The following is a 22,606-nucleotide window of genomic DNA, read 5'->3' as shown; positions in this document are numbered from 1 at the left end:
CGACATGGTCGCCCGGCCCTTCGTTATCGGAAGCTGGTTAGCTGCCGGCCATCGAGGCGTCGTGCTCCTGCGTCTTGGTCGACATGTCGCGCAGTGCCTGCGCCATGGCGTCGATGCCCTCGACGGCCTGGTTGACGCCGGTGTTGAGCTCGCGGTATCCGTCGCCGAACTTGCCCGAGGCCAGCTCGGTCTTGAAGCCCTCGCCCAGGAGGTCTTCGACCTTGCCGAGGAGCGAGGTGAGCTGCGCGCGGATGTCGTCGGCTCCGCCGTCGAGGGTCAGAGCGGTCTGTTCCATTGCTTCGTAGCTAGCGTGAAAAGTCATAATCTCAGCCTTCCTGTGTCCCTCATCGGAAAGGACGTGGTTTATGGTTTCCACCGTAATCGACGATCCGTCAGGCGCCTATGGGCACCACTACCCACGCGCGATCACCGCGGTGGTCGTCACCCCTCGTCGGCGGAGAAGCGGACGGATTCCATGAGGGTCGTCATGTCCTCCAGCATCAGGGCGATTCTGCCGAGTTCCCGGTCGAGAACTTCGAAGAGGAAGATGTGACCCGCGGTCTCGCCGACGAGACGCGCCTGGCCGACGACGACGCGCTGGTCGTCATCGTCTTGGAATGCGGTGGTCGTCAGACCGAGCACGAGTCGGCCGAATACAGCCGAATCGAAGGACTCGATCGACGGCACGGTGATCGACTCGTCGTCGGAGCCCGCGAACTGCTCGAGCGTCGCCTCGCCCTCGATGACGTCGCGGGGAACGGCGTAGCCGTTCACCACGGAGACGAAGCGCGCGTCGACCGGGAAGTACCAGAAGCGATCCGCGGCACCGGGTGTGTCGAGCGCCGCCACCTCGAGTGCGGTCTCGTAGAACGCCGGACGCACGGATTCCGGATCGGGAGCGCCCGCGGAGATCTGCCGCGACACGTCGTCGGCCCACGCGTCCGCGTCCGCCCACTCGGTGGGAGCAAAGTCCAAGGGAACCGCGATCCAGAGCTCGGGATCGTAGGCGAAGGTGTAACCGGTCACTCGTGTCTCCAACGGAAGGTGCTCATGATCGACGCGAAGAGAGCCTCGAGCACTTCGACGAACTCCGTGCCCTCCTCGCCGGTCAGGTGCAGTATGGCGAAGCTGAACATGACCGCCTGTCGCGGCCTCTCGCCCGGAGTAGGCACGAGGTAGGTGATGGTGCGGGAGGAGAGGCCCTCTTCCTTGTCGACCCGGTTGCGGTCGACGACCGCGCGGAGGGCGGGACCCTGGGGAAGCTGCACCTCTTCGAATGATCCGCTGCCCAGCGTCGAGGCGAGCCCGAGTATGGTGCTGCCCGTCGGTACGGAGTACGGAACGGCGGCGATCGACACCGGGAGGACGATGTCGTCGACGCGGCGGATCGGGAGGTAGATCGCCCGCGCGCCGATCTGGCGGAGCTTGGAGAAGTACACGTGGGTGCGCGTGCGCAGGTCGAGGGCCAACTCGGCCTTTCCCCGCTCCTGGTAGATCTCCTGGATGTTCGAGACCAGCTGCTTCTCCGCCTCACGGGTCATCCCGAAGTGCGCCCATCCCGGGGGGAAGAGCAGCGTGTAGGAGAGTTCCGGCGTGGGCGCGACGCCCTTGAGCTCGTCGGCGAGGTTCACGGGGTCGGCCTTCCGGGTGTGCTCACGCGGATTCGAGATGGGAATCCTGCTTCCTGCGTTTGTGGGCGCGGTACAGGGAGATTCCGCGGACGGTGAGGGCGATGACGGCCGGGATCTGAATGGCCGCGGCGATCCAGTGCCAGCCGACGCCCTGTTCCGGGTAGCTGTCGAAATCCGTGGGGATGCCGCTCGTCGACGTATACACGCCGGCGAAGAACAGCGACATGAAGCCGAACAGGATGATGGAGACGACCCCCATCAGCACGAGGTCGTCTGCCGTGTCGTGGCGGAAGTAGGGCACCGCGAGGAACACGCCGATCACGGCGGCGAGCCCGGCCGCGATCACGAGGAACGCGGGCAGTGGGATCAACGGCCACGCGGCCGTCTCGTCCCAGCGCGCCGTGTCGCGAAGTCCCATCCTGCCGCCCGCGAGCACGAAGTTCAGCAGGCTGAGGAGGAAGAAGAGGAGCATGGCGAATGCCGCGTACATAAAGACGCGCTTACCGCGCGCGACACGGCGGTCGAGTTCGACGTCCGTCAGGGCCGTTCTGGTGGTCATTCTTCTATCATCCCAACTTCGGGGTTGTGAGGAAGTCTTTGAATTCGCCGTAGCTGTTCGAGAACTCGTTGAGGCCCTTGTCGGCGAAGTCGAAGGCGGTCAGCCCCGCCCACTGTGCCGTGTTGGCGATGCGCTCGCCCACCGAGGGCACGGCGGTCTTCGCCTGCTGCAACCACGCGGCGACTCCGGGGTTGGTGCCGAACCTCTGTTCCACCTTCGCGGTGAAGGCAAGGAAGTCCGCCATTCGCTGGCTTCCACCCGTGATCGCGCGTCCGGCGTTCGGAATGGAGAAGACGGCGGGTATCGTCTGCACGCGCGACCGGATGAAGGCCGAGCCCGCGCGCCAGGCGTTTCCGAGCGGGTTCCACCACACGGCGGGCTTCATCGTGGATCGGATGGCAGTCTGCACCGCGTTGCGCCCGCCGACGGTCAACGTGCGCATCGACGTGCCCAGCAGTCCCTTCGCGATCGATCGCGCAGCGACGGTGCCAGCGCCGAAGGTCAGGAGTCCCACGACATCGACCGCCACATCCACCCAGCTGCCGTTGCCGGTAATGGCGGCCGCGAGATGTCCGATCAGGGATATCACCGTGAGGACCGCGACGACGGCGAGAACTATCGCGGCGATCGGACCGGTGAGGAAGAGGGCGATGATCGCCAGGGCGGTGATGATGTAGCCGAGAACGTCGAGGAAGTCGCTCAGGTTCTCCCAGAACCCGTCGTTGTTGTCGGCGGTGTCGATGGCCTTCTGAATGTCGCCCACGGCGTTGTCGTAGGCGTCAGACCAGGCGCCGAACGCGGTCTCGAAGGTCTCCCACAGTTCGTCGAGATTGTTCTCGGCGGTGGTCGCGGCGGAGGCCGCGGTGGAACTGGCCGCGGCAGCCTTCTTGAGCTCGGCTTCCGTGGGCGCGGTCTCCCAGAGCCATACGGTCTCGAGGCTGTCGACGTCGCCGGCCGCGTCGTTTGCGGCGTTCCGCTTGGACTCGGCGGTGGAGTGCGCCGTCTCGATGTCGTCGATGAGCGGGTGGATCGTCTGATGGGCCGTCAGCAGGGCCGCGGCATAGGTCTTCAGGGTTTCGCCGGTCATCTTGTACCGTACGGAGGCATCCGCGAGATCGCTGTCGATCTCGCCCGCGGCCTCGCGGATCGCGTCGACGGACTCGGCGATCTGGGTGGTTCCCTCGCTGATCTTCTTGAGCGCGGCAGCAGTGGTCTCCATCGTGGTGCCGAGTGCGACGAGGCCGCTTCCGCGCGACTCGATGTCGGTCGGATTGCCGTCGAGAATTCGCAGCGTGTAGTTCTTGTTCGGTGAGTTCAGAGCCATGATGCGTCCTATACCGGGATGTTCGAGGCCGGGGTGGGTTTGTTGTCCTCGCCCGCCTCTTCGAGAGAATCGCGGACGCCCTTGTCGAAGTCGCGCCAGCCGGTGATCACATTGTTGAGTTGCTCGAGGAGCCCTTCGAGGTTCTCGGTGAGCGCCTCGCGCTTATCGTTCCAGTCGCTCTCGAAGTCGCTGAGCTTGTTGAAGAGTTCGTTGCGGTCGTCGGGCTTGCCGACGGCCTCCTCGGCGCGGTCGTTGTTCGACGATGCGTTCTTGAACTCGTCGATCGTCGCGGTGAGGCCGGCAGAGACGTCATCGAGGTCCTGCATATTGAGCCAGATCTTGTCGCCCATGAGTTCACTACCTCTCTACTGCGTTGTTTCGATCGTAAGCGACCCTCATAAGCGAGGGCGATGGGGAGGACTACCCACGTGCTACTCGACGGGGTCCACCAGCGGCACCTGCACCCGCGATACCTTGCCGTTCTGTACGAAAAGTCCGCGTCCCTCGGGGAACTCGTGACGGGAGACCCGCGGGAACGGCACTTTGAACACGTTGTCGCCGTCGTGGGTATCGGGCTTCAGGATGATGCCCGTGCGGCCGGCTTTGAGGTCGCCGACCAGACCGAAGCTGCTGCTGAGGCCGGCGATATCGACGTCGGTGATGAGCAGGTGGTCGCTGCGGTTGACCTTCTGCGCGAGCGACACGAGCGGCTTCTCGATCGGGGTGCCCGCGAACTGCGTGGCGTTCTCGATCACGATGACGATCTGGCTGGTGATGTCCTCGTCGGAGACGACCTCGACGAGCTCGTTGATGAGCTCGACCCCCTCGTCGAGACGCACGGCGCTGCGCATCCACGCGAAGTCTTTCGCCAGCTGCGAACGGCGGCCGCCGATGTGGAAGAACTTCGTCTCCGGGTTCGACCGGGCGATCGCCCGGGTGACGGCACGCAGCACGTTGGTCTTGCCGCTCGACGGGGGTCCGCCGACGACGAAGGTGCCGGAGGGCTCGAACCCCATCGGGGCGAGCGCCTCGTCGGAGATGCCGAGTACGGGCAGCCCCTCGACGGAATCGGGGAGTTGGGCCGTCGTGAGTTCGCGGGGGAGGGCACCGACCTCGGGGGCGTCGCGCACCCCCGCTGCCCGCAAACGGTCGGCGAGGGCCTTGGTGGCGGCGGTCTGCTCCGAGACGTTCGACGTGCCGCCGATGACCGCGATCTGTGTCTCGTCGCCCTCCACGATCGCGCGGCCGGGAGGCGACTTCTCGGTGAGCACGTCCTTGGGGGCGTCGAGGATCTGGTACGAGCCTTCGTCGGGCATGCGCAGCACGATGCGGCGCTGGATCGCCGCGTTGACGGCGGTCGGCACGCTGCCGTAGCGGTCGGCCGTGATCACGGCGTGGAGGCCGAGTGGGCGGCCCTCGCCGAGCAGGCGCATAAACGCGTTGTAGAGCGGCGCCCGGGCGAGGCTGGACTCGTACTCCTGCCGGAACGTGCCGAATCCGTCGAGGAGCAGGAACACGCGTGGCTCGTCGGTGCGGCCGGTGAGGGTGCGGTATTCGTCGATGCTCGCCGCGCTCACCTCGGTGTAGCGGGCCGAGCGCGCGTCGAGTTCGGAGCGCAGCATGGTGAGCAAACGCGCGACGCGTTCGTGGTCGTCGCCGGCCACGATCGAGCCGACGTGGGGCAGTGCCTCGATGCTGCGCAGCGCGCCGGTTCCGAAGTCCATTCCATAGACGGTCACGCGTCCGCCGCCCGGGGCCATGCCCGCCGCGATTCCGATCGTGCGCAGCAGCGCCGTCTTGCCGGTGCCCCCGGTCCCGTAGATGGCGACGTGCCCGTCGGTGTCGGGGCGGAAGTACGCGGGACGCTGCTGCTGGCTCTCGGGCTTGTCGGTCACGCCGATGACGATCGCCGAGTCGCGCTCCTGGGGCAGGGAGAGCAGATCGTAGCCGCTCTTCAGATCGTCGAGCCATGGGCGCCGCGGTGCGGGGATTCCCACGGCCTTCGCCGCGCTCACGAGGTTGGTGACGATGCGCGACTGGTCGTTCGGGCCGAGGTCCTCCGTCTGTTCGTTCGACTCCTGCACGGGCGGGTCCCACGGCGTGGTCGCGCCGAATCGCAGTTCCGAGATCTTGACACCCGCGACATCCGGCTCGTCTGTCGTCCACCCGCCGGCGTAGCCGGACTGGAACGGGATGAGGCGGCCCGGGCCGGTCTTCGCGATCGCGCGACCGGGGATGGACGGGTCGAAGGTGCCGGCGACCGGGTCGCCGACGACGTCCTTCGAGTCCGACTCGTCGGCCATGCGGAGGGCGACGCGCAGGTTGGTGTTGGCGCGCAGGTTGTCCTTGATGACGCCCGCCGGGCGCTGCGTGGCCATGATCAGGTGGATGCCGAGCGAGCGGCCGCGCTGGGCGATGTCGACGACTCCGTCGACGAACTCGGGCACCTCGCCGGCCAAGGCCGCGAACTCGTCGATCACGAGCACGAGGGCGGGCGGGCATTCGGGGTCGCCGCGCTTCTCGAGCTCGATCAGGTCTTTGACCTTTTTGCGGTTGAAGAGGTGCTCGCGGTGGTGCAGCTCGGCGCGCAGGCTGGTGAGCGCTCGACGCACGAGGTGCGGGCTGAGGTCGGTGACGAGGCCGACGCAGTGCGGCAGCTTCACGCATTCCGCGAAGGCCGACCCGCCCTTGTAGTCGACGAAGAGGAACGTGACGCGGTCGGAGCTGTACTCGGCCGCCATGCCGAGCACCCAGGCCTGCAGGAACTCGCTCTTGCCCGAACCGGTGGTGCCGCCGACGAGCGCGTGCGGGCCCTGCGTGCGCAGGTCGAGATGCATCGCGTCGGGGGAGGTCTGGCCGACGAGCGCGCGCAGGGTGCCGGCGCGCTTGCGGGCGATCGGCGGGCGGCCGCTGCGGTCGTGGATCGAGTTGTTCTGGCTCCAGCGGTCGATCGCGGCCTGGGTCTCGGTCGACAGGTCGGCACCGAGCAGGGTGAGCAGAGAGACGCTGCGCGGCAGGTCGCTCGAGTCGGCGATCACCGCGCCGGCGTCGACGACGGGCGCGAGGCGGCGGGCGAGCATCCGCGCGTAGTCGGCGGAGACGCCCTCGACCCGCACGTCGGGAACGATCATGCCCTGACGGACGAAGTGGACGACGGATGCCTCGAGGCCGCCGGTCACGTCGACGAACGTCCGGCAGGCGGCCGGCAGTGCTTCCACGGTCGGGGCCATCCAGATGGGGAACACGTGCGCGTCGGCCGCGTCCTCGACGATCTGGACCAGGCGCGCCCGGTCGACGGGGGCGTCGCCGGCGATGAGCAGCACGAGGGCCGCTCCACCGTCGGAGAAGAACGACCCGGCGTCGCGGGATCCGACCTTGGCGCCGCGGGCGGCGGCGGCCTTGTCGTCTTCCGAGGCGCCACGGGCGTCGGCCGCCCGCCGGACGTCGGCCCGGCGGGACGCGATGATCTCTTCGAGCGCGTTGAGCATCGCCCGCCCTGTCGCGGCGCTGTCGGCGAGCGGCGCGGCGCCGACGGGGCTGTGCGGCGACGTCGTGTGCGGCAGCCACTTGAGCCACTCGAACTCGGGGGTGGAATCGGGGGAGAGCAGCGCCGCGAAGCCGACCTCGGCGGGGGAGTGCAGGCCGGCGTACTGCACGACGAGCGCCCGGGTGGCGTCGGCCACGAGGGTGCTCGGGCCGCTGACGCCGAGTGCGCCCGACAGGAACGGGTTCTCGACCACCGGCACGTCGCTGATCAGGCGCACTCGTTCGCGCAGGTCGTCCACCCGGCGAGAGAACAGCGGCAGGCCGCCGCGACCGTCGTCTTCGGCGATCGTGAGCCGCGACGGCATGCTGCCGAGACCGAGGCGCACGTCGAGGAAGTTCCAGTGTTCGGGGCGCCGGGTCCAGAGCATCGGACCGAGGCGGTGCGCCTCCGCGTAGACCTCGGCGACCGAGGGGCTCTCGAGCAGCCGGATCGCGCGTTCCTGCGGGGCCTCCTGCTCGAACTGGTCTTCCAGATCGGCGATCTGCAGCTCGAAGCGTTCGATTTCGATTTTGGTTTTCTTGCCGATCCGCTGCTTCTGCGCGAAGTAGTTGCCGAACACCATCACGGGGGCAAGGGCGACGAACGCCAGCGAGATCGGGTTTCCGGTGAGCGCGAACATCGTGCCGCCCATCAGAACAGGGGCGATCATCGTGATGACGGTGAACGGCGGCTTGTCGGCGTCGATCGGCACCTCGGGGGTCGCGAGCTCCTTCGACGGGTAGCGCGCCTCCACGCGGGGCGAGCGGTTGAACCGCAGCTGGCCGCCGCGCTCGAGGATGCCGTCGTCGGTGAGCGACGGGTTCGCCATCAGGGTGATGGTGACCGTGCTGTCGCCCAGCACGACCGACTGCCCGCTCGGCAGTGACAGCCGCGGCACGAGTCCACCGTCGACGAGGATGCCGTTGGCCGAGTTGAGGTCGACGATGTCGACTCCCGAGGGCGAGAGTTCGATGCGCGCGTGCCGTTTCGAGATGAGCGGGTCGGCGATCACGACGGCATTGGCGGCGTCGCGGCCGAGCGTCGAGGAACCGAGCGGGAGGCGGTATTCGCGCCCGGCGTCGGGGCCGGCGGTGACGCGCAGAACGGCGGCGGTCGCCCGCGGGTCGCTGCCGGCGCCCCCGACCGGGTACACCGGCGCGGTCACGACGACCGCGTCGAAGCCCGAACCGATGGCGGCGTCGCCGATGGGCACGGTCGCGTCGAGGATGACGAGTTTCGCGGCGTTCGGCGGCCCCACCTGCAGGGTGAGGGCGGTCTGCGGGCTCGGGACCAGCGGCGTAGACGGGTCGGTCTCGGCGATCGTGCGGGCGACGTCGCCGACGGTCGCGGTGGCGTCGGCGGTGACGACGATGTCGGTCGATTCGCCGTTCTCGCGCTTGAGCGCCAGTTTGAGTTTCACTTAGCGGTGCTCCTTCAGAAACTGCTGGACTGGTGGACCGTGAAGACCCGGTCGCCGAAACGGACGGTGCCTCCCCAGGCGACGTGGGCGGGCGTACCCGCCGTGAGATCGGATGACGCGCCCGCCGTGTCCACGGCGGCGGTGCCGTTGCTCGAACTCAGGTCGGTGACCCACACGCCGTCGGCGTCGAGCTCGAGCCGCGCGTGCGTCTTCGACATCGAGAAGGTCTCGTCGGCGACGATGATGCTCGCCGCCTCCGGCTTCGCGGGGTCCGCGACGGGATTGCGGCCGATCACGGCGGTCGCCTTGAGCGCGTAGCGCAGACCGTTCTCGCCCAGGAGGAGCGCTTCCGCCGCGGGCGTCGCCGCCGCGGCCTGGCCAAAGCCGGGCGGCAGGCCGACCGAGCCCGTGGCGGGAGTGGAGGGAACTGCGGGAGGTGTCGCCGGAGCGACCGGACCCGCGGGATCGGCGGTGGCCGGGGCGGCTTCGGCGAGGGCGCCGGTCGCGGGGGCGCCGCCGACGATCGACGATCGCGAGCGGGTGCCCGGCGCGAACGGAGTGGGCGCGCCGGTGCCCGTGGCGAGCGACGGAACCTCGGGGGCGGGCTCGGCGTTCGCGCGGTCGCGCGCTTTGCGGGCCTCGCGCATCGCCGTGGCGTCGTACGGGTCGACGCCGAGTCGCGCGTCGACGAGTACCGAGCGGCTGACCGCGTCGAGCCAGCCGCGCTTCTGCGCGTTCGACGCCCACAGGGGGGAGGCGAGCAGCACCGCGGGGCCGGCGACGGGGACGATCGAACTCGCGCCGAGCACGATCGCACGCAGCACGACGCGCCAGAACCCGGGCTTCTCCAGCGTGTCGACGTTGACCGACCGCAGGCCGAGCAGTTTCTTGCCCACGGTGATGCCGCGCAGCCCGTGCAGCACGAGCTGCACGATGACGACCGCGTCGGCCAGCACGACGCCGACGATCACCAGGACGAGCGGCACCGGGCCCGAACCCGTGTCGCCCGCGAGCGCTGCGGCGAGCAGCAGGGGGTAGCCGATGAACGCGGGAATGGCGGCGATCGCCACGATCGCGGCATCCACCGCAAAAGAGAGGGCACGTCGGCCGAGGGGAGCGGGCAGAACGCCGAGGCCGTCAAAGCTCACTCGCAATACCCCCATGTGTCGGGCCGGCGCGGTGACACGGTCGCGCGGCCACTCCCACCTTAGTCAGAGTGGCCGCGCGGTCTCGATGGGCAGAGGTGCCCGTGCCGCTAGCGCCAGAGACGCTCGGTGGCGAGCTCGGCGCCGCGGCCGAGCGCTTCCAGCTTGGCGACGGCGATCTGCGGGTGGATGCGTCCGCCGAGTCCGCAGTCGGTCGACGCGATCACGTTCTCGCGACCGACGGCCGAGGCGAAACGCTCGATGCGCTGGGCCACGAGCTCCGGGTGCTCGACGACGTTGGTCGCGTGGCCGATCACGCCGGGCAGGATCAACTTGCCCTCGGGCAGCTTCGTCTCTTCCCAGACGGTCCACTCGTGTTCGTGACGCGCGTTGGCGGCTTCGAACGAGTACGCGCCCGCGTTGATCTCGAGCATGAGGTCGACGATGTGCTTGAGCTCGATGTCGGTGGTGTGCGGCCCGTGCCAGCTTCCCCAACAGAGGTGGAAACGGATCTGGTCTTCGGGCAGGTCGCGCAGAGCGTAGTTGAGGGCCTCGACGCGGATGCGTGTGAAGGCGCGGTAGTCCTCGATCGACGGCTCGGGGTTGATCTGGTCCCAGTTCTCGGCGATCGACGGGTCGTCGATCTGCACCACGAGGCCGGCGTCGGTGATCGCCTTGTATTCCTCGTGCAGGGCGTCGGCCCACGCCCAGATGTGCTCTTCCTCGGTGGCGTAGTGCTCGTTGAGTACGCGCGAGGCGCTGCCGGGAGCGATCGAGGTGATGAACCCCTCGGTGAAGCCGGATGCCGCGAGGGCGCTCGTGAGGTTGGCGATGTCGTTCGCGATCGCCTCGTGGCCGATGTACGAGATCGGGCCGGTGGTCGAGGGGAACGGGGTGGCGCCGGAGCCGGTCTCGACGCCGTCGGTGTACGCCTCGGCGAAGAGCTCGCGGTCGCGGCGGTCGGGGAAGGAGGTGAGCCGCACGTTGCCGGGAGTCGAGCGCACGGGCGGGGTGGTGAAGATGTTGGAGCCGTCGAGCGACAGGCCGCTCACTCGCTGGAACGAGTAGGACCACCACGCGCCGTAGTCCACCGCGCTCGACATGGCCTTGCCGTACTCGCCGTCGCCGGGCACCGTGATGCCGAGGGCCTTCTGGCGAGCGACGAGGTCCGCGACCGCCTCGCCCTCGAGCTGTGTGTACTCGGGGGTGCGCTTGAAGGTGAAGCCGTCCTCCTCGAACTCCCGCGCCTCGTTGGCCGCGATGAGCTCGGGCGTGCGGGGCAGGCTGCCGGCGTGGGTGGTCTGGATGCGGTCGGAACTGTTCAGCATGTGCTCAATCGTGGCACGCGTGTTACGCGCGGTTTCGGCGCACTGTCGAACGGCGTAACACGCGGCGGCCGTCGCGATCGTCACCGCGATCTCGTAGGCTGGAAATCGCTTTCCGCATCGACGACGATTGGACCCCGCGATGACAGCCCTACCCGCCGGCGCCTGGCCCGTGATGCTCACCCCGCTGAGCGACGACCTCACGATCGACTGGGCGGTGGTCGACGGGTACACCGACTGGCTGATCAGGCAGGGCGCGGCCGGCCTCTTCCCCGGTGCGCTCTCCGGCGAGATGTTCGACCTGAGCGAGGAGGAGCGGCTCGCCCTCGCCGCCCGCGTCGTCGCGCGTGCTGCCGGCCGCGTGCCCGTGATCGCGGCCGTCGCCGACTCGGGTTCGGCCGACGAGCAGGCGCGGGCGGCCGCCCGGCTCGCCGCGACCGGCGTGGACGCGGTGGTGCTGATCGCCTCGGTGCTCGTCGACGCCGACGCCTCCGAGACCGAGCTGCGCGCGCGCCTCGAGCGCATCCTCGACGCCAACCCCGGTGTCGATTTCGGCATCTACGAGTGCCCCCTGCCGTATCACCGCCTGTTCTCCACCGATCTGATCGCCTGGATCGCCGACACCGGACGCTTCTCCTTCTTCAAAGAGACCAGCCACGACGTCGCGGTCATGGCCGAGCGCGTCGCCGCGGCCGAGGGCACGCCGCTGCGCGTCTTCAACGCCGGCATCGAGAGCCTCGTCGAGTCGGTCGCGGTCGGGGTACACGGACTCTCGGGCTGGGTCGTCAACGTCTACCCCGACACCGTGGCCTGGCTCTGCGCCAACCCCGACGACGAGCGGGCGCCCGCCGTGCAGGCCGCGCTCGTCGCCCAGGAGTCGGCGATGGCGCCCGCCTATCCGAACTCGGCGAAGGCGCTGGTCGCACGGCGTTCGGGGCTCGACTTCCGCCCGATCAGCCGGTGGCGGCCGGCCGAGATCGACGCGGACGCACTGGCCGCGCTCGACGCCGGGTTCGCCGCGCTGGGGCTGCCGGGCACGGCGGAGCGGCGGCCCGCGGCATCCGACCGCTCGTAATCTTCGACACGCACGGCCGAAACAACGCCGCAACATGGCCCGATTAGAGTGGGGCCATGGGCGACCTGTTTGATGACTATGGCGCCACCACCACGCGCAGGACTGGCGCGGTCGCGTTCGATGAAATGTTTTCCACGCCGGGAAAGGCGAGGCCGCCGTACAAGGCGCTCCACGCCGCGCTCGCGCAGATGACGCAGGAGGAACTGCGGGGCAGAACGGATGCCCTGGCGAGTTCCTACCTGGCCCAGGGGGTGACTTTCGACTTCGCGGGCGAGGAGAGACCCTTCCCGCTCGACGCGGTTCCCCGGGTGATCGAGCAGGCCGAGTGGCTCGAGGTCGAGTCCGGCATCAAGCAGCGCGTGCGCGCGCTCGAGGCCTTCCTCGCCGACATCTACGGCAAGCAGGAGGCGATCAAGGACGGGGTGATCCCGGCCAAGCTCGTCACCAGCTCGAGCCACTTCCACCGCGAGGCGGCCGGTATCGAGCCCGCCAACGGCGTGCGGATCCAGGTCAGCGGCATCGACCTGATCAGAGACGAGCAGGGCGGATGGCGCGTCCTCGAAGACAACGTCCGGGTGCCGTCCGGCGTCAGCTACGTGATCTCGAACCGACGGGTCATGGCCCAGACGTTGCCCGAGCTCTTCGTATCGATGCGCGTGCGCCCGGTCGGCGAATACCCCCACAAATTGCTGCAGGCACTGCGGGCCAGCGCACCGGAGGGTGTCGACGACCCCAACGTGGTCGTGCTCACCCCGGGTGTCTACAACTCCGCGTACTTCGAGCACACCCTGCTCGCGCGCCTCATGGGCGTCGAGCTCGTCGAGGGCCGCGACCTGTTCTGCTCGGGAGGCCGCGTCTGGATGCGGACGACCGCGGGCCCGACCCGGGTGGACGTGATCTACCGCCGCGTCGACGACGAGTTCCTCGATCCGCTGCAGTTCCGCGCCGACTCGATGCTGGGCTCGCCCGGTCTGCTGCTCGCTGCCCGCCTCGGCAACGTCACGATCGCGAACGCGGTCGGCAACGGCGTGGCCGACGACAAGCTCGTCTACACCTACCTGCCCGACCTCACCCGCTACTACCTGGGCGAGGAGCCGATCCTCAAGAACGTCGACACCTGGCGCCTCGAAGACCCGGGAGCGCTCGAAGAGGTTCTCGACCGGCTCGACGAGCTCGTCGTGAAACCCGTCGACGGTTCCGGCGGAAAGGGACTCGTCGTGGGCCCCGCCGCCTCGAAGGACGAGCTGGAGAAGCTGCGCAACAGCCTGATCAAGGACCCGCGCGGCTGGATCGCGCAGCCCGTCGTGCAGCTGTCGACCATCCCCACCCTCGTCGACGACGGCATGCGCCCGCGTCACGCCGACCTCCGCCCCTTCGCGGTCAACGACGGCAAGGACATCTGGGTGCTGCCCGGCGGCCTCACCCGCGTCGCGCTGCCCGAGGGCGAACTCGTCGTCAACAGCTCGCAGGGCGGCGGCTCGAAGGACACATGGGTCGTCGGACTCGACCCGCTGCAGGTGTCGCGCCACAGCATCCAGGGTCTCGTCGCCGACCAGGCGTCGAACACGAACACGCAGGCGATCCCGATCATCGCGGCCGAGCACCTGCAGGACCACTCGCCGCTCGACGGCCCGAAGGGCAACGGGCAGCAGGAGCAGCAGCAACAACAGAAACTAGCGGACCCTGAGCTTGTCGAAGGGCCCGCATCGGGCGCTTCGACAGGCTCAGCGACCGGGTCGGAGGATGCATCATGCTGAGCCGCATCGCCGAGAGCCTGTTCTGGATCGGCCGCTACATCGAGCGCTCCGACGGCACCGCCCGCATCCTCGACGTGCACCTCCAGCTGCTGCTCGAGGACCCGTGGATCGAGGAGGACCTCGCCTGCCGCTCCCTCCTCAGCGTGATGGGCAGCGAGGCACCCGAGGACCAGGTGCTCACCCGCGCCGATATCCTCTCGATCCTCGCGGTCGACCGTTCCGAGCCGGCATCCATCGCCTACTCTCTCGGCGCCGCCCGCGAGAACGCCCGCCGGGCCCGCGAGATCGTCTCGACCGAGTTGTGGGAGTGCCTCAACACGACTCGGGCGCGGATGCCGCGCAAGGTCTCGGGCGACAAGGTGCACGAGTTCTTCGGCTGGGTGCGCGAACGTAGCGCGCTCGCCGTCGGCATCATCGAGTCGGCCACGAGCCGCGACGAGGCGTGGCAGTTCTTCACCCTCGGCCGCAGCCTCGAGCGCGCGGACATGACCGCGCGACTGCTCGCGACCCGCAGCCTGACCGAGGCGAGCGGCCCGTCGTGGACCACGATCCTGCGCAGCTGCGGCGCGTACGAGGCATACTTGCGCACCTACCGCGGCATGCCGAGCGCCCAGAACGCGGCCGAGTTCCTGCTACTCGACCGACTGTTCCCGCGCAGCATCCTCTTCTCGGTCTCCCGGGCCGAGGCGTGCATGCGCGACCTCGAACCCCGGGCCGAGCGCGTGGGCATCTCCGACCAGGCGCAGCGCCAGCTCGGCCAGATCCGCAGCGAGCTCGAGTACCGGCCGATCGCCGAGATCCTCGAAGACCTGCCCCGCCACATGGACAATGTGCAGGCCGCGACGAGCGCCGCCTCGGAAGCGATCCGCCAGCGGTACTTCCCGACCAACGCCGCACCCAGCTGGGTGGGGGAGAGCTCATGAACCGCCTTCGTATCAAGCACATGACCGGTTTCCACTACGGCGGAGACGTGACCGCGTCGTACAACGAGGCGCGCATGCTGCCCGTGAGCGCCGACGGCCAGCTCGTGCTCTACTCGCACGTCGAGATCCTGCCGATCTCGAGCCAGCACAACTACGTCGACTACTGGGGTTCGCGGGTGTCGTCGTTCGAGATCCTGACTCCGCACAAGGAGCTATCGCTCACCGCGACGAGCCTGGTCGAGGTGCGCCCGCGCATCCACGCCGACCAGGAACTGACCTGGGAGGCGCTCACCGCCTCGGCCGAGTCGGCCACCACGTACATCGAGCAGATCAAGCAGACGCGGCGCACCGATCCGCCCGACGAGGTCGTCGCGCTCGCCGCGGAGATCGCCGGCCGGCACACCGACCCGTGCGCCGCCGCGCTCGAGATCTGCTCCGCCATCGGCGACGCCATGGAGTACATGCAGGGCTTCACCGGGGTCACGTCGACCGCGAAAGAGGCCTGGGCCGTGCGCAAGGGCGTCTGCCAGGACATCACCCACCTCGCTCTCGGGGCGCTGCGCTCCGTCGGTATCCCGGCGCGCTACGTCTCCGGGTACCTTCACCCCAAGCCGGATGCCGCGATCGGGGAGACCATCGCCGGCGAATCGCACGCGTGGGTCGAGTGGTACTGCGGCGAATGGCGCGGCTTCGACCCGACCAACACGATCGACATCGGCGACCGTCACGTCACGGTCGGGCGCGGGCGCGACTACAACGACGTGCCGCCGCTGCGTGGCGTCTACGCGGGCCCCTACGGCAGCGAGCTCTTCGTCAAGGTGGAGATCACGAAGGAGGCGTAACGCCTCTCGCGGGTTGAGCCTGTCGAAACCCGTGGCGCGGTGTTTTCTCGCTGTCGCGGCCGAAATTTCGGGCGCGATAGCGAAAATACGGCGCGCGACAGCTGGCAAGGCCTTGCCATGCCGCGTCGCGCGGGCGACCGTGGAATCATGACGAAAAGCACCGAGGGCGTCGACGACGTCTGGAACGACTTCCACTCCGCAGTGAACATGACGGCGACACAGATCGAGAAATGGCTCGACACCGACGAGTCGAAGGATGTCGGGCAGAAGTCGTCGGAGGGCGCCGAGTCCGTCGGCCACCACTCCGGGCGCAAGATCGTCGCGATCCTGCACAAGAAGAAAGCCGACCTCAGCCACGCTGACATCGAGTGGATGCGCAAGGTGGTCGGCTACGTGAAACGGCACAGCGCGCAACGGCCCGACGGCGACATCGAGAACACGCCGTGGCGCTACTCGCTGATGAACTGGGGCAATGACCCGCTGAAGAAGTAGGGGCGGGTTGAGCCTGTCGAAAACCCCTCGATCGCCCTCCTTCGCAGGCTCAATCCGCGAGCTCGGCTACGCCTTGCGCGCCACCGTTTCGTCGAGCGCCAGTTCGGCCGCGGCATCCGCCCGCCCCAGCCGCCCCATGCTGTGGCTGATGACGAAGCGGATGCGCCGGGTCGGGTGCCGGTGCACGCGCAGGTCGTTCGACACCACCATCCAGACCACGCCGACGAGCGCCGCCAGGATGCCGGACGCGGCCCCGACGCCGAGCGCCCAGCGCGGGCCGAACTCGTTCGACACCCAGCCGACGACGGGCGCGCCGATCGGGGTGCCGCCCATAAAGATCGCCATGTAGAGGGCCATCACACGGCCGCGCATCACGGGCTCGGTCGTGGTCTGCACCATGCTGTTCGCCGTCGTCATAAAGGTGATCGACGAGAAGCCGACGAGGATCAGCGCGAGTGCGAACGTGGTGAACGTCGGCATCACGGCGGAGATCGCGCAGCTCACCCCGAAGGCGGCCGCGGCCGAGAAGAGGATCAGCATGCGCGGCTTCTCGCGCCGGGCCGACAGCAGCGCACCGGTCACCGAGCCGATCGCGAGCACCGACGAGAGCAGGCCGAACTCGCCGGCGCCGTGGTCGAACTCCACCCGCGCCATGGTGGCGGTGAAGATCGCGAAGTTGAGGCCGAAGGTGCCGACGATGAAGACCGCGACCATGATCGCGATGATGTCCGGCCGTTTGGCGACGTAGCGGAACCCCTCGAGCAGTTGCCCCGGCTCGCGCGGCGCCCGCTCCGAGACCCGCAGCTTGTCGCGGCGCAGCAGGGCGAGCGAGACGAAGGTCGCCGCGAACGTGATCGCGTTGATCAGGAACACCCACCCCGCGCCAACCGCCACGGTCAGCACGCCGGCGACCGCGGGCCCGACGAGGCGTGCGGCGTTGAACGATGCCGAGTTGAGCGACACCGCGTTGGGCAGGTCCTTCTCGCTCACCAATTCGGAGACGAAAGCCTGACGCGCGGGGGCGTCGATCGCCGAGACGACGCCGAGCGCGAAGGCGAACGCGTAGACGTGCCACAGCTCGGCGACGCCGAACAGCACCATCAGGCCGAGCGCCACCCCCAGCGCGGCCATGAGCGACTGGGTGAGCATGAGCAGCTTGCGCCGGTCGAAGCGGTCGGCGATGAGCCCCGACCACGGCACGAGCAACAGCTGCGGGCCGAGCTGGAGCGCCATGGTGATGCCGACCGCGACGGCGTCGTTGTCGGTCAGCATCGTCAGCACGATCCAGTCCTGCGCGGTGCGCTGCATCCAGGTGCCGATGTTCGACACGAGGGCGCCCCCGAACCACAGGCGGTAGTTGATGCCGCTCAGCGAGCGGAACATGGCACTCATTGGTCGGCGAGCCTCCTCAGGATCGCCTCGGCACTCTCGAGCGTCGCGCGTTCCTCCGGGGTCAGCGTGGCGAGCCGCGACGAGAACCACGCGTCGCGCTTGCGCCGGGTCTCCTTCACGAGCCGGCGTCCGGCGTCCGTCACGTCGATCACGACCTTCCGGCCGTCCGTGGCGTCGCTCTCGCGGCTGACGAACCCGTGCTCGACGAGCCAGTTGATCGTGCGGTTCATCGACGGCGGGGTGACCCGCTCGACCTCGCTGAGCGAGCCGAGCGTCTGCGCGCCTTGGTTCACGAGGATGAACAGCACCGACAGCTTGCCGTCGCTCATCGCATCGTCGGCACGCTCGGCCCGCACGCGGCGGGCGAGGCGCAGGATCGTCTGGCGCAGCTGGTGGGCGAGTTCGTTCGTCATCTATTGCTTAGCATAGGTAATTAGCCATGCTAAGTAAAGTGCCGATGCCGTGGCTACCGGCATAATCGGGGGATGCCTTCCGCCTCCCCCACCCCCGTCATCGTCGTCGGGTCCGTCAACATGGACCTGCTCTTCACCGGCCTCGCCGCCTTCCCGAAGCCGGGCCAGACGGTGACGAGCGAGACCTTCCGCATCGTGCCGGGCGGCAAAGGCGCCAACCAGGCCGCGGCGGCCGCGCGGCTCGGCGGCGACGTGCGCTTCGTCGCGGCGATCGGCACCGACGAGCTCGGCGACCAGGCCTGGGCGGCCCTCGACGCCGAGGGCGTCAACCTCGACAGCGTGGCCCGGGTCGACGCTCCGACCGGCGTGGCCGCGGTCGTCATCGACACGAGCGGCGAGAACTCCATCATCATCAACCCGGGTGCGAACGCCCTGGTCAGTGGGGCGGATGCCGCGGCCACGGCCGCGCCCTTCGCCGGGAAGCCGGCCGTGGTACTCGCCTGTCTCGAGGTGCCGGTCGACACCGTGACGGCCTGGGCACGCGTCGCGCGTTCCGAGGGGTGGACGTTCATCCTCAACCCGGCGCCGGCCCCCGCGGAAGCGCTGCCGGCGGAGTTGCTCGCGCTCGTCGACATCCTCACCCCTAACGACACCGAACTCGAGGCCCTCGGCTCGGTCGAGTCGCTGCAGGCCGTGGGTGTGGGCACCGTGATCGTGACGCGCGGCGGCGACGGCGCCGACCTCGTCGCACCGGGCGAAGCCCCGCACCACCAGGACGCGTTCCCGGCCCGACCGGTCGACACCACCGGCGCCGGCGACTCGTTCAACGGCGCGCTCGCCGTGGCGCTCGCCGAGGGTCAGACGGTGCCCGACGCTCTGCGGTTCGCGGCGGCCACCGGCGCGCTGTCCACGCGCGCGATCGGGGCACGTGACGGCCTGCCGACGCGCGCAGAAGTGAACGATCTTCTCGCGGTGTGACGTCAGTACTATTGCCTCAACCGAGGAGGCTATGGTGCCCACATTCACCGCGATGCGTGACGAGCACGAGTTCGTCGACGCGCAGGGTGTGACGATCTACTACTACGTGTGGAACGCCGCCAAACCCAAGGCGATCGTGCAGCTGGCCCACGGCCTCGGCGACCACGCGGCGCGCTACGAAGACCTCGCCCAGGTGCTCGTCAACCAGGGCTACACGGTCTACGCCGACGACCACCGCGGCCACGGCCGCACCGGCCTCGCCCAGCACGACGGCGACCGCTCGAAGCTCGGGCGGCTCGGCGACGGCGGACACCGCGCGGCGGTCGCCGATCTGCACCAGTTCACCGGCGTCATCCAGAAAGACCATCCCGGCGTCCCCATCGTCTACCTCGGCCACTCCTGGGGATCGCTGCTCGGCCAGGATCTCATCAACGAGCACATCGCCGACTTCGCCGCCGTCGTCTTCACCGGAACCGCCTACCGGTCGCCGCGGCACATGAACGCGGGGGACCTCAACAAGACGCACAAGTCGCTCGGCGACACCGGGTTCGAATGGCTGAGCCGCGACGCCTCGGTCGCGCAGGGGTTCGTCGACGACGACCTCACCTTCTACGCCGACGCGCTCAAGCTGTTCGGCGTGCGCGACGGGCTGCGCCTGTTCGGCAAACCGAAGCGCCGCCTCGCCGCCGACGTGCCGCTGCTCATCATGATCGGCGAGGAAGACCCGCTCGGAGGGGAACGCAGCGTGCGCACGCTCGCCGAGAGCTACATCCGGCGGGGCGGCCTGACCCACGTCGAGGTCGTCGTCTACGCGGGGGCACGCCACGAGATCTTCAACGAGACCAACCGGGTCGAGGTCTACGCCGACCTGGTCGAATGGCTCGAAGCCCACCTTCCCTCGGCGAGTTAGGCTTACCTGACAACTCACGAGGAAGGCCCGTTTATGCACGGCGAATTCAAGGTGCCGGGAGGCAAGCTCGTCGTCGTCGACCTCGAGGTCGTCGACGAGAGGATCTCGGGATTCCGCCTCGCGGGCGACTTCTTCCTCGAGCCCGACAGCGCGCTCGAAGCGATCGACGACGCGGTCAACGGGCTGCCCGCCGACTCGGACGCGGTGACTATCGCGTCCGCCATCCAGAAATCCCTGCCCGAAGGGGCGACGCTGCTCGGCTTCAGCCCCGAGGGCGTCGCGACCGCGATCCGCCGCGCGCTGCAGCGGGCGACGTCGTGGCGTGACTACGAGTGGCAGGTCGTGCACGGCAGCGCCGAGCGTCCCGTGCTGCAGATGGCGCTCGACCAGGTGCTCGCCGAAGAAGTGGGTGCCGGACGCCGCAAGCCGACGCTGCGCATCTGGGAGTGGAACGAACCGGCGGTCGTCATCGGCAGCTTCCAGTCGCTCAAGAACGAGGTCGACCGCGACAACGCGGACAAGTTCGGCTTCGACGTCGTGCGCCGCATCAGCGGCGGCGGGGCGATGTTCATGGACTCGGGCGCCGTCATCACCTACTCGATCTACGTGCCGGCCGACCTCGTGCAGGGCATGAGCTTCGCCGACTCCTACGCGTTCCTCGACGACTGGGTGCTCGTCGCGCTCAAGTCGCTCGGCATCGAGGCCACGTACCAGCCGCTCAACGACATCACGAGCCCCACCGGCAAGATCGGCGGCGCCGCCCAGAAGCGTCTCGGCAACGGTGCGGTGCTGCACCACGTCACCATGAGCTACGACATGGACGGCGAGAAGATGGTGCAGGTGCTGCGCATCGGCCGCGAGAAGATGAGCGACAAGGGCACGAAGAGCGCCGCCAAGCGCGTCGACCCGCTGCGCAGCCAGACCGGCCTCGAGCGCACCGCGATCATCGACCGCATGGTGGAGACGTTCGAGAAGCTCTACGGGGCGACGCCGAGCGAGATCACTCCCGAGGAGAGGGCCAAGGCCGAAACGCTGGTGACCGAGAAGTTCGGCACTGACGAGTGGCTGCAGCGCGTTCCGTGACCCGTGTCTCCCGGGGCATCCTGCTCTCCGTCGTTCTCGCCGTCGTGCTCGTCGCCTCGGTGCTCGCCTCGTCGATGGTCGGCCAGCTGCCCATCACCCCCGCCGAGATCGTGGGTTCGCTACTGCGCGCGGCGGGCATCCCCAACGGCTGGGCGCCCGCCGACCCGATCGTCGAATCGACCATCTGGATCGTGCGCTTCCCCCGCATCGTGATGGGCCTCGCCGTCGGCGCCGCCCTCGCGGTCGCGGGTGCCGTCATGCAGGCGATCTTCGGCAACCCGCTCGCGGAACCCGGTGTCGTCGGCGTCTCGTCGGGTGCCGCTCTGGGCGCGGCCGCCGCGATCGTCTTCGGCGTCACCGCGATCGGCAGCTGGAGCATCGCGGTCCTGGCGTTCCTCGGCGGGCTCGCCGCGACCCTCGTCGTTTACTTCGTCTCGCGGGCCAACGGCCGCACCGAGGTCGTCACCCTGCTGCTCACCGGCATCGCGATCAACGCGTTCGCGGGCGCGGGGCTGGCCTTCCTGCTCTTTGCCGGGGACACGGCCAGCCGCGAGCAGATCACGTTCTGGCAGCTCGGGTCGCTCAACGGATCGCTCTGGCGCGAAGTCGCCATCGTGGTGCCGGTCATGCTGGTCGGGCTCGTCGCCGCGGTGGTGCTCGGCCGCCGCTACGACCTGCTCGCGCTCGGGGAACGCAACGCGCGCCACCTCGGGGTCAACGTCGAGTCGCTGCGCATCGTGTCGATCGTGCTCGTCGCCCTGCTCACCGGCGTGGCCGTCGCCTTCTGCGGCATCATCGCGTTCGTCGGGCTCGTGGTGCCGCACGTGATCCGCATGGCGATCGGCCCGTCGCACCGGCCGCTCATCGTCGCGAGCGCGGTCGGCGGCGGCGCGCTCATCAGCATCGCCGACCTCGTCGCCCGCACCGTCGTACCCGGCGCCGACCTTCCGATCGGCATGCTCACCTCGCTCATCGGCGGGCCGTTCTTCTTCTACCTGCTCTACCGGCAGCGCAAGCGCAGCGGGGGATGGGCATGATCCGCGCCGAGGGCGTCGGTGTCGCATTCGACGCGCACCCCGTTCTCGACGGCGTCAGCATCGACATCGTCGCGGGCGAGCTGCTCGCCCTCGTCGGCCCGAACGGCGCCGGCAAGTCGACGCTGCTCTCCGTGCTGAGCGGCGACGTCACGCCGAGCACCGGGTCGGTGCGGATCGACGGCCGCGACATCCGCTCGATTCGACACGTGGAACTCGCCCGGCTGCGCAGCGTGCTCACCCAGGAGAACCAGGTGAGCTTCCCGTTCACCGTCGCCGAGGTCGTGGAGATGGGTCGCAGCCCGTGGGCGCGCACGGCCGACAGCGCCGACGACGAGGCGGCGATCGCCGAGGCGATCAGAGCTACGGATGTCGCACACCTCGCCGCCCGCCGGTACACGTCGCTCTCCGGAGGCGAGAAGGCGCGGGTGTCCCTCGCGCGCGTGCTGGCACAGGGCACGCCGACGGTTTTTCTCGACGAACCGACCGCGGCGCTCGACCTGCGCCACCAAGAGGAGGTCATGGCGACCGCCGCCGTGCTCGCCCGTGCGGGCCGCGCCGTCGTGGTCGTGGTGCACGACCTCTCGCTCGCCGCGGCCTACGCCGACCGCGTGGCGCTGATCGCGTCCGGCCGGCTCGACACCGTCGGAACCCCGGCCGAAGTACTCACCGCCGAGCGGGTAGAACGCGTCTACGGGCTGCCCGTCGAGGTGCGCGAGCAGAACGGCCGACCCGTGATTCTCCCCGTTCGGGGGTCATTTCCTGTCTAAGCTGGTG

At 69.0% G+C, this 22,606-nt stretch carries 21 protein-coding genes; 10 read left to right on the top strand and 11 right to left on the bottom strand.

The genetic code is table 11. From position 1 onward, the window contains the following. Positions 1-37 precede the first annotated feature (37 nt). The 9 genes from HD599_RS15570 to HD599_RS15530 all read right to left on the bottom strand — a co-directional run bounded on the left by HD599_RS15570 (position 38) and on the right by HD599_RS15530 (position 10,933). The gene (locus tag HD599_RS15570; RefSeq protein WP_221420526.1) at positions 38-322 is read right to left on the bottom strand and encodes a WXG100 family type VII secretion target; all 285 of its coding nucleotides are present in this window, start codon (positions 320-322) and stop codon (positions 38-40) included. A 119-nt stretch (positions 323-441) separates the two neighbouring features. Continuing rightward, entirely contained in the window at positions 442-1,026 is a 585-nt protein-coding gene (locus HD599_RS15565; RefSeq protein ID WP_184239237.1) for a hypothetical protein, read from the bottom strand. Next, the gene (locus HD599_RS15560; protein ID WP_184239234.1) at positions 1,023-1,631 is read right to left on the bottom strand and encodes a hypothetical protein; all 609 of its coding nucleotides are present in this window, start codon (positions 1,629-1,631) and stop codon (positions 1,023-1,025) included. The genes HD599_RS15565 and HD599_RS15560 overlap by 4 nt, the downstream gene beginning before the upstream one ends. Positions 1,632-1,653: 22 nt before the next feature. Beyond that, complete coding sequence (locus HD599_RS15555) at positions 1,654-2,190, bottom strand: hypothetical protein (RefSeq protein ID WP_184239232.1); 537 nt, start codon at positions 2,188-2,190, stop codon at positions 1,654-1,656. Positions 2,191-2,197: 7 nt separating this feature from the next. Next, complete coding sequence (locus tag HD599_RS15550; protein WP_184239230.1) at positions 2,198-3,514, bottom strand: hypothetical protein; 1,317 nt, start codon at positions 3,512-3,514, stop codon at positions 2,198-2,200. 8 nt (positions 3,515-3,522) lie between these two features. After that, positions 3,523-3,864 (bottom strand): hypothetical protein, encoded by a 342-nt coding sequence (locus tag HD599_RS15545; protein ID WP_184239228.1) that lies wholly within the window; start codon positions 3,862-3,864, stop codon positions 3,523-3,525. Between the two features lie 81 nt (positions 3,865-3,945). Continuing rightward, positions 3,946-8,460: an FtsK/SpoIIIE domain-containing protein gene (locus HD599_RS15540; RefSeq protein WP_184239226.1), complete on the bottom strand. Its 4,515-nt coding sequence runs from the start codon at positions 8,458-8,460 to the stop codon at positions 3,946-3,948. Between the two features lie 14 nt (positions 8,461-8,474). Beyond that, the gene (locus HD599_RS15535; RefSeq protein ID WP_184239224.1) at positions 8,475-9,608 is read right to left on the bottom strand and encodes an RDD family protein; all 1,134 of its coding nucleotides are present in this window, start codon (positions 9,606-9,608) and stop codon (positions 8,475-8,477) included. A 107-nt stretch (positions 9,609-9,715) separates the two neighbouring features. Next, positions 9,716-10,933: a cobalamin-independent methionine synthase II family protein gene (locus HD599_RS15530; RefSeq protein ID WP_184239222.1), complete on the bottom strand. Its 1,218-nt coding sequence runs from the start codon at positions 10,931-10,933 to the stop codon at positions 9,716-9,718. A gap of 139 nt (positions 10,934-11,072) precedes the next feature. On the opposite strand from HD599_RS15530, the gene HD599_RS15525 reads away from it, so the two are divergent. The 5 genes from HD599_RS15525 (at position 11,073) to HD599_RS15505 (ending at position 16,019) form a co-directional block, all read left to right on the top strand. Beyond that, a complete protein-coding gene (locus HD599_RS15525; protein WP_184239220.1) occupies positions 11,073-12,005 on the top strand; it encodes a dihydrodipicolinate synthase family protein in 933 nt (310 codons plus the stop codon). Positions 12,006-12,061: 56 nt separating this feature from the next. Continuing rightward, on the top strand, positions 12,062-13,762 hold the full coding sequence (locus tag HD599_RS15520; protein WP_184239217.1) for a circularly permuted type 2 ATP-grasp protein: 1,701 nt from the start codon (positions 12,062-12,064) through the stop codon (positions 13,760-13,762). Further along, complete coding sequence (locus HD599_RS15515) at positions 13,756-14,685, top strand: alpha-E domain-containing protein (RefSeq protein ID WP_184239215.1); 930 nt, start codon at positions 13,756-13,758, stop codon at positions 14,683-14,685. The genes HD599_RS15520 and HD599_RS15515 overlap by 7 nt, the downstream gene beginning before the upstream one ends. Further along, positions 14,682-15,527 carry a transglutaminase family protein gene (locus HD599_RS15510; protein ID WP_184239213.1) on the top strand — a complete coding sequence of 282 codons (846 nt, stop codon included), beginning with the start codon at positions 14,682-14,684 and terminating at the stop codon, positions 15,525-15,527. The genes HD599_RS15515 and HD599_RS15510 overlap by 4 nt, the downstream gene beginning before the upstream one ends. 147 nt (positions 15,528-15,674) lie before the next feature. Beyond that, entirely contained in the window at positions 15,675-16,019 is a 345-nt protein-coding gene (locus HD599_RS15505; RefSeq protein ID WP_184239211.1) for a DUF3140 domain-containing protein, read from the top strand. 66 nt (positions 16,020-16,085) lie between these two features. Here HD599_RS15505 and HD599_RS15500 read toward each other — a convergent pair whose 3' ends face one another. Then, positions 16,086-17,411 (bottom strand): MFS transporter, encoded by a 1,326-nt coding sequence (locus HD599_RS15500; protein ID WP_184239209.1) that lies wholly within the window; start codon positions 17,409-17,411, stop codon positions 16,086-16,088. Further along, positions 17,408-17,824 carry a MarR family winged helix-turn-helix transcriptional regulator gene (locus tag HD599_RS15495; protein ID WP_184239207.1) on the bottom strand — a complete coding sequence of 139 codons (417 nt, stop codon included), beginning with the start codon at positions 17,822-17,824 and terminating at the stop codon, positions 17,408-17,410. The genes HD599_RS15500 and HD599_RS15495 overlap by 4 nt, the downstream gene beginning before the upstream one ends. A 72-nt stretch (positions 17,825-17,896) precedes the next feature. Here HD599_RS15495 and HD599_RS15490 point away from each other — a divergent pair, with 72 nt between their 5' ends. From HD599_RS15490 to HD599_RS15470, 5 genes are read left to right on the top strand one after another with little or no spacing between them, the layout of a single operon-like run. Then, on the top strand, positions 17,897-18,802 hold the full coding sequence (locus HD599_RS15490) for a ribokinase (protein WP_184239205.1): 906 nt from the start codon (positions 17,897-17,899) through the stop codon (positions 18,800-18,802). Between the two features lie 34 nt (positions 18,803-18,836). Further along, positions 18,837-19,712, top strand: a complete 876-nt coding sequence (locus HD599_RS15485; protein WP_343062106.1) for an alpha/beta hydrolase — start codon at positions 18,837-18,839, stop codon at positions 19,710-19,712. A 33-nt stretch (positions 19,713-19,745) separates the two neighbouring features. Next, positions 19,746-20,795, top strand: a complete 1,050-nt coding sequence (lplAB, locus tag HD599_RS15480) for a lipoate-protein ligase LplAB (RefSeq protein WP_184239201.1) — start codon at positions 19,746-19,748, stop codon at positions 20,793-20,795. Beyond that, positions 20,774-21,832 (top strand): iron chelate uptake ABC transporter family permease subunit, encoded by a 1,059-nt coding sequence (locus tag HD599_RS15475; RefSeq protein WP_184239199.1) that lies wholly within the window; start codon positions 20,774-20,776, stop codon positions 21,830-21,832. Before lplAB ends, HD599_RS15475 begins: the two co-directional genes overlap by 22 nt. Beyond that, positions 21,829-22,599: a heme ABC transporter ATP-binding protein gene (locus HD599_RS15470; RefSeq protein ID WP_184239197.1), complete on the top strand. Its 771-nt coding sequence runs from the start codon at positions 21,829-21,831 to the stop codon at positions 22,597-22,599. The genes HD599_RS15475 and HD599_RS15470 overlap by 4 nt, the downstream gene beginning before the upstream one ends. The last annotated feature ends 7 nt before the right edge of the window (positions 22,600-22,606 follow it).

The sequence above is a fragment of the Conyzicola lurida genome, from assembly GCF_014204935.1.
GTDB classification, from domain to species: Bacteria; Actinomycetota; Actinomycetes; order Actinomycetales; family Microbacteriaceae; genus Conyzicola; species Conyzicola lurida.
This window is presented reverse-complemented; position numbering and strand designations above follow the sequence as displayed.

Excerpts from the sequence above, each read along its gene's own strand:
- HD599_RS15570 (WP_221420526.1), bottom strand. The coding sequence starts at position 322 with ATGACTTTTCACGCTAGCTACGAAGCAATGGAACAGACCGCTCTGACC.
- HD599_RS15555 (WP_184239232.1), bottom strand. The coding sequence starts at position 2,190 with ATGACCACCAGAACGGCCCTGACGGACGTCGAACTCGACCGCCGTGTC.
- HD599_RS15550 (WP_184239230.1), bottom strand. The coding sequence starts at position 3,514 with ATGGCTCTGAACTCACCGAACAAGAACTACACGCTGCGAATTCTCGAC.
- HD599_RS15545 (WP_184239228.1), bottom strand. The coding sequence starts at position 3,864 with ATGGGCGACAAGATCTGGCTCAATATGCAGGACCTCGATGACGTCTCT.
- HD599_RS15530 (WP_184239222.1), bottom strand. The coding sequence starts at position 10,933 with ATGCTGAACAGTTCCGACCGCATCCAGACCACCCACGCCGGCAGCCTG.
- HD599_RS15525 (WP_184239220.1), top strand. The coding sequence starts at position 11,073 with ATGACAGCCCTACCCGCCGGCGCCTGGCCCGTGATGCTCACCCCGCTG.
- HD599_RS15520 (WP_184239217.1), top strand. The coding sequence starts at position 12,062 with ATGGGCGACCTGTTTGATGACTATGGCGCCACCACCACGCGCAGGACT.
- HD599_RS15515 (WP_184239215.1), top strand. The coding sequence starts at position 13,756 with ATGCTGAGCCGCATCGCCGAGAGCCTGTTCTGGATCGGCCGCTACATC.
- HD599_RS15510 (WP_184239213.1), top strand. The coding sequence starts at position 14,682 with ATGAACCGCCTTCGTATCAAGCACATGACCGGTTTCCACTACGGCGGA.
- HD599_RS15505 (WP_184239211.1), top strand. The coding sequence starts at position 15,675 with ATGACGAAAAGCACCGAGGGCGTCGACGACGTCTGGAACGACTTCCAC.
- HD599_RS15500 (WP_184239209.1), bottom strand. The coding sequence starts at position 17,411 with ATGAGTGCCATGTTCCGCTCGCTGAGCGGCATCAACTACCGCCTGTGG.
- HD599_RS15495 (WP_184239207.1), bottom strand. The coding sequence starts at position 17,824 with ATGACGAACGAACTCGCCCACCAGCTGCGCCAGACGATCCTGCGCCTC.
- HD599_RS15490 (WP_184239205.1), top strand. The coding sequence starts at position 17,897 with ATGCCTTCCGCCTCCCCCACCCCCGTCATCGTCGTCGGGTCCGTCAAC.
- lplAB (WP_184239201.1), top strand. The coding sequence starts at position 19,746 with ATGCACGGCGAATTCAAGGTGCCGGGAGGCAAGCTCGTCGTCGTCGAC.
- HD599_RS15470 (WP_184239197.1), top strand. The coding sequence starts at position 21,829 with ATGATCCGCGCCGAGGGCGTCGGTGTCGCATTCGACGCGCACCCCGTT.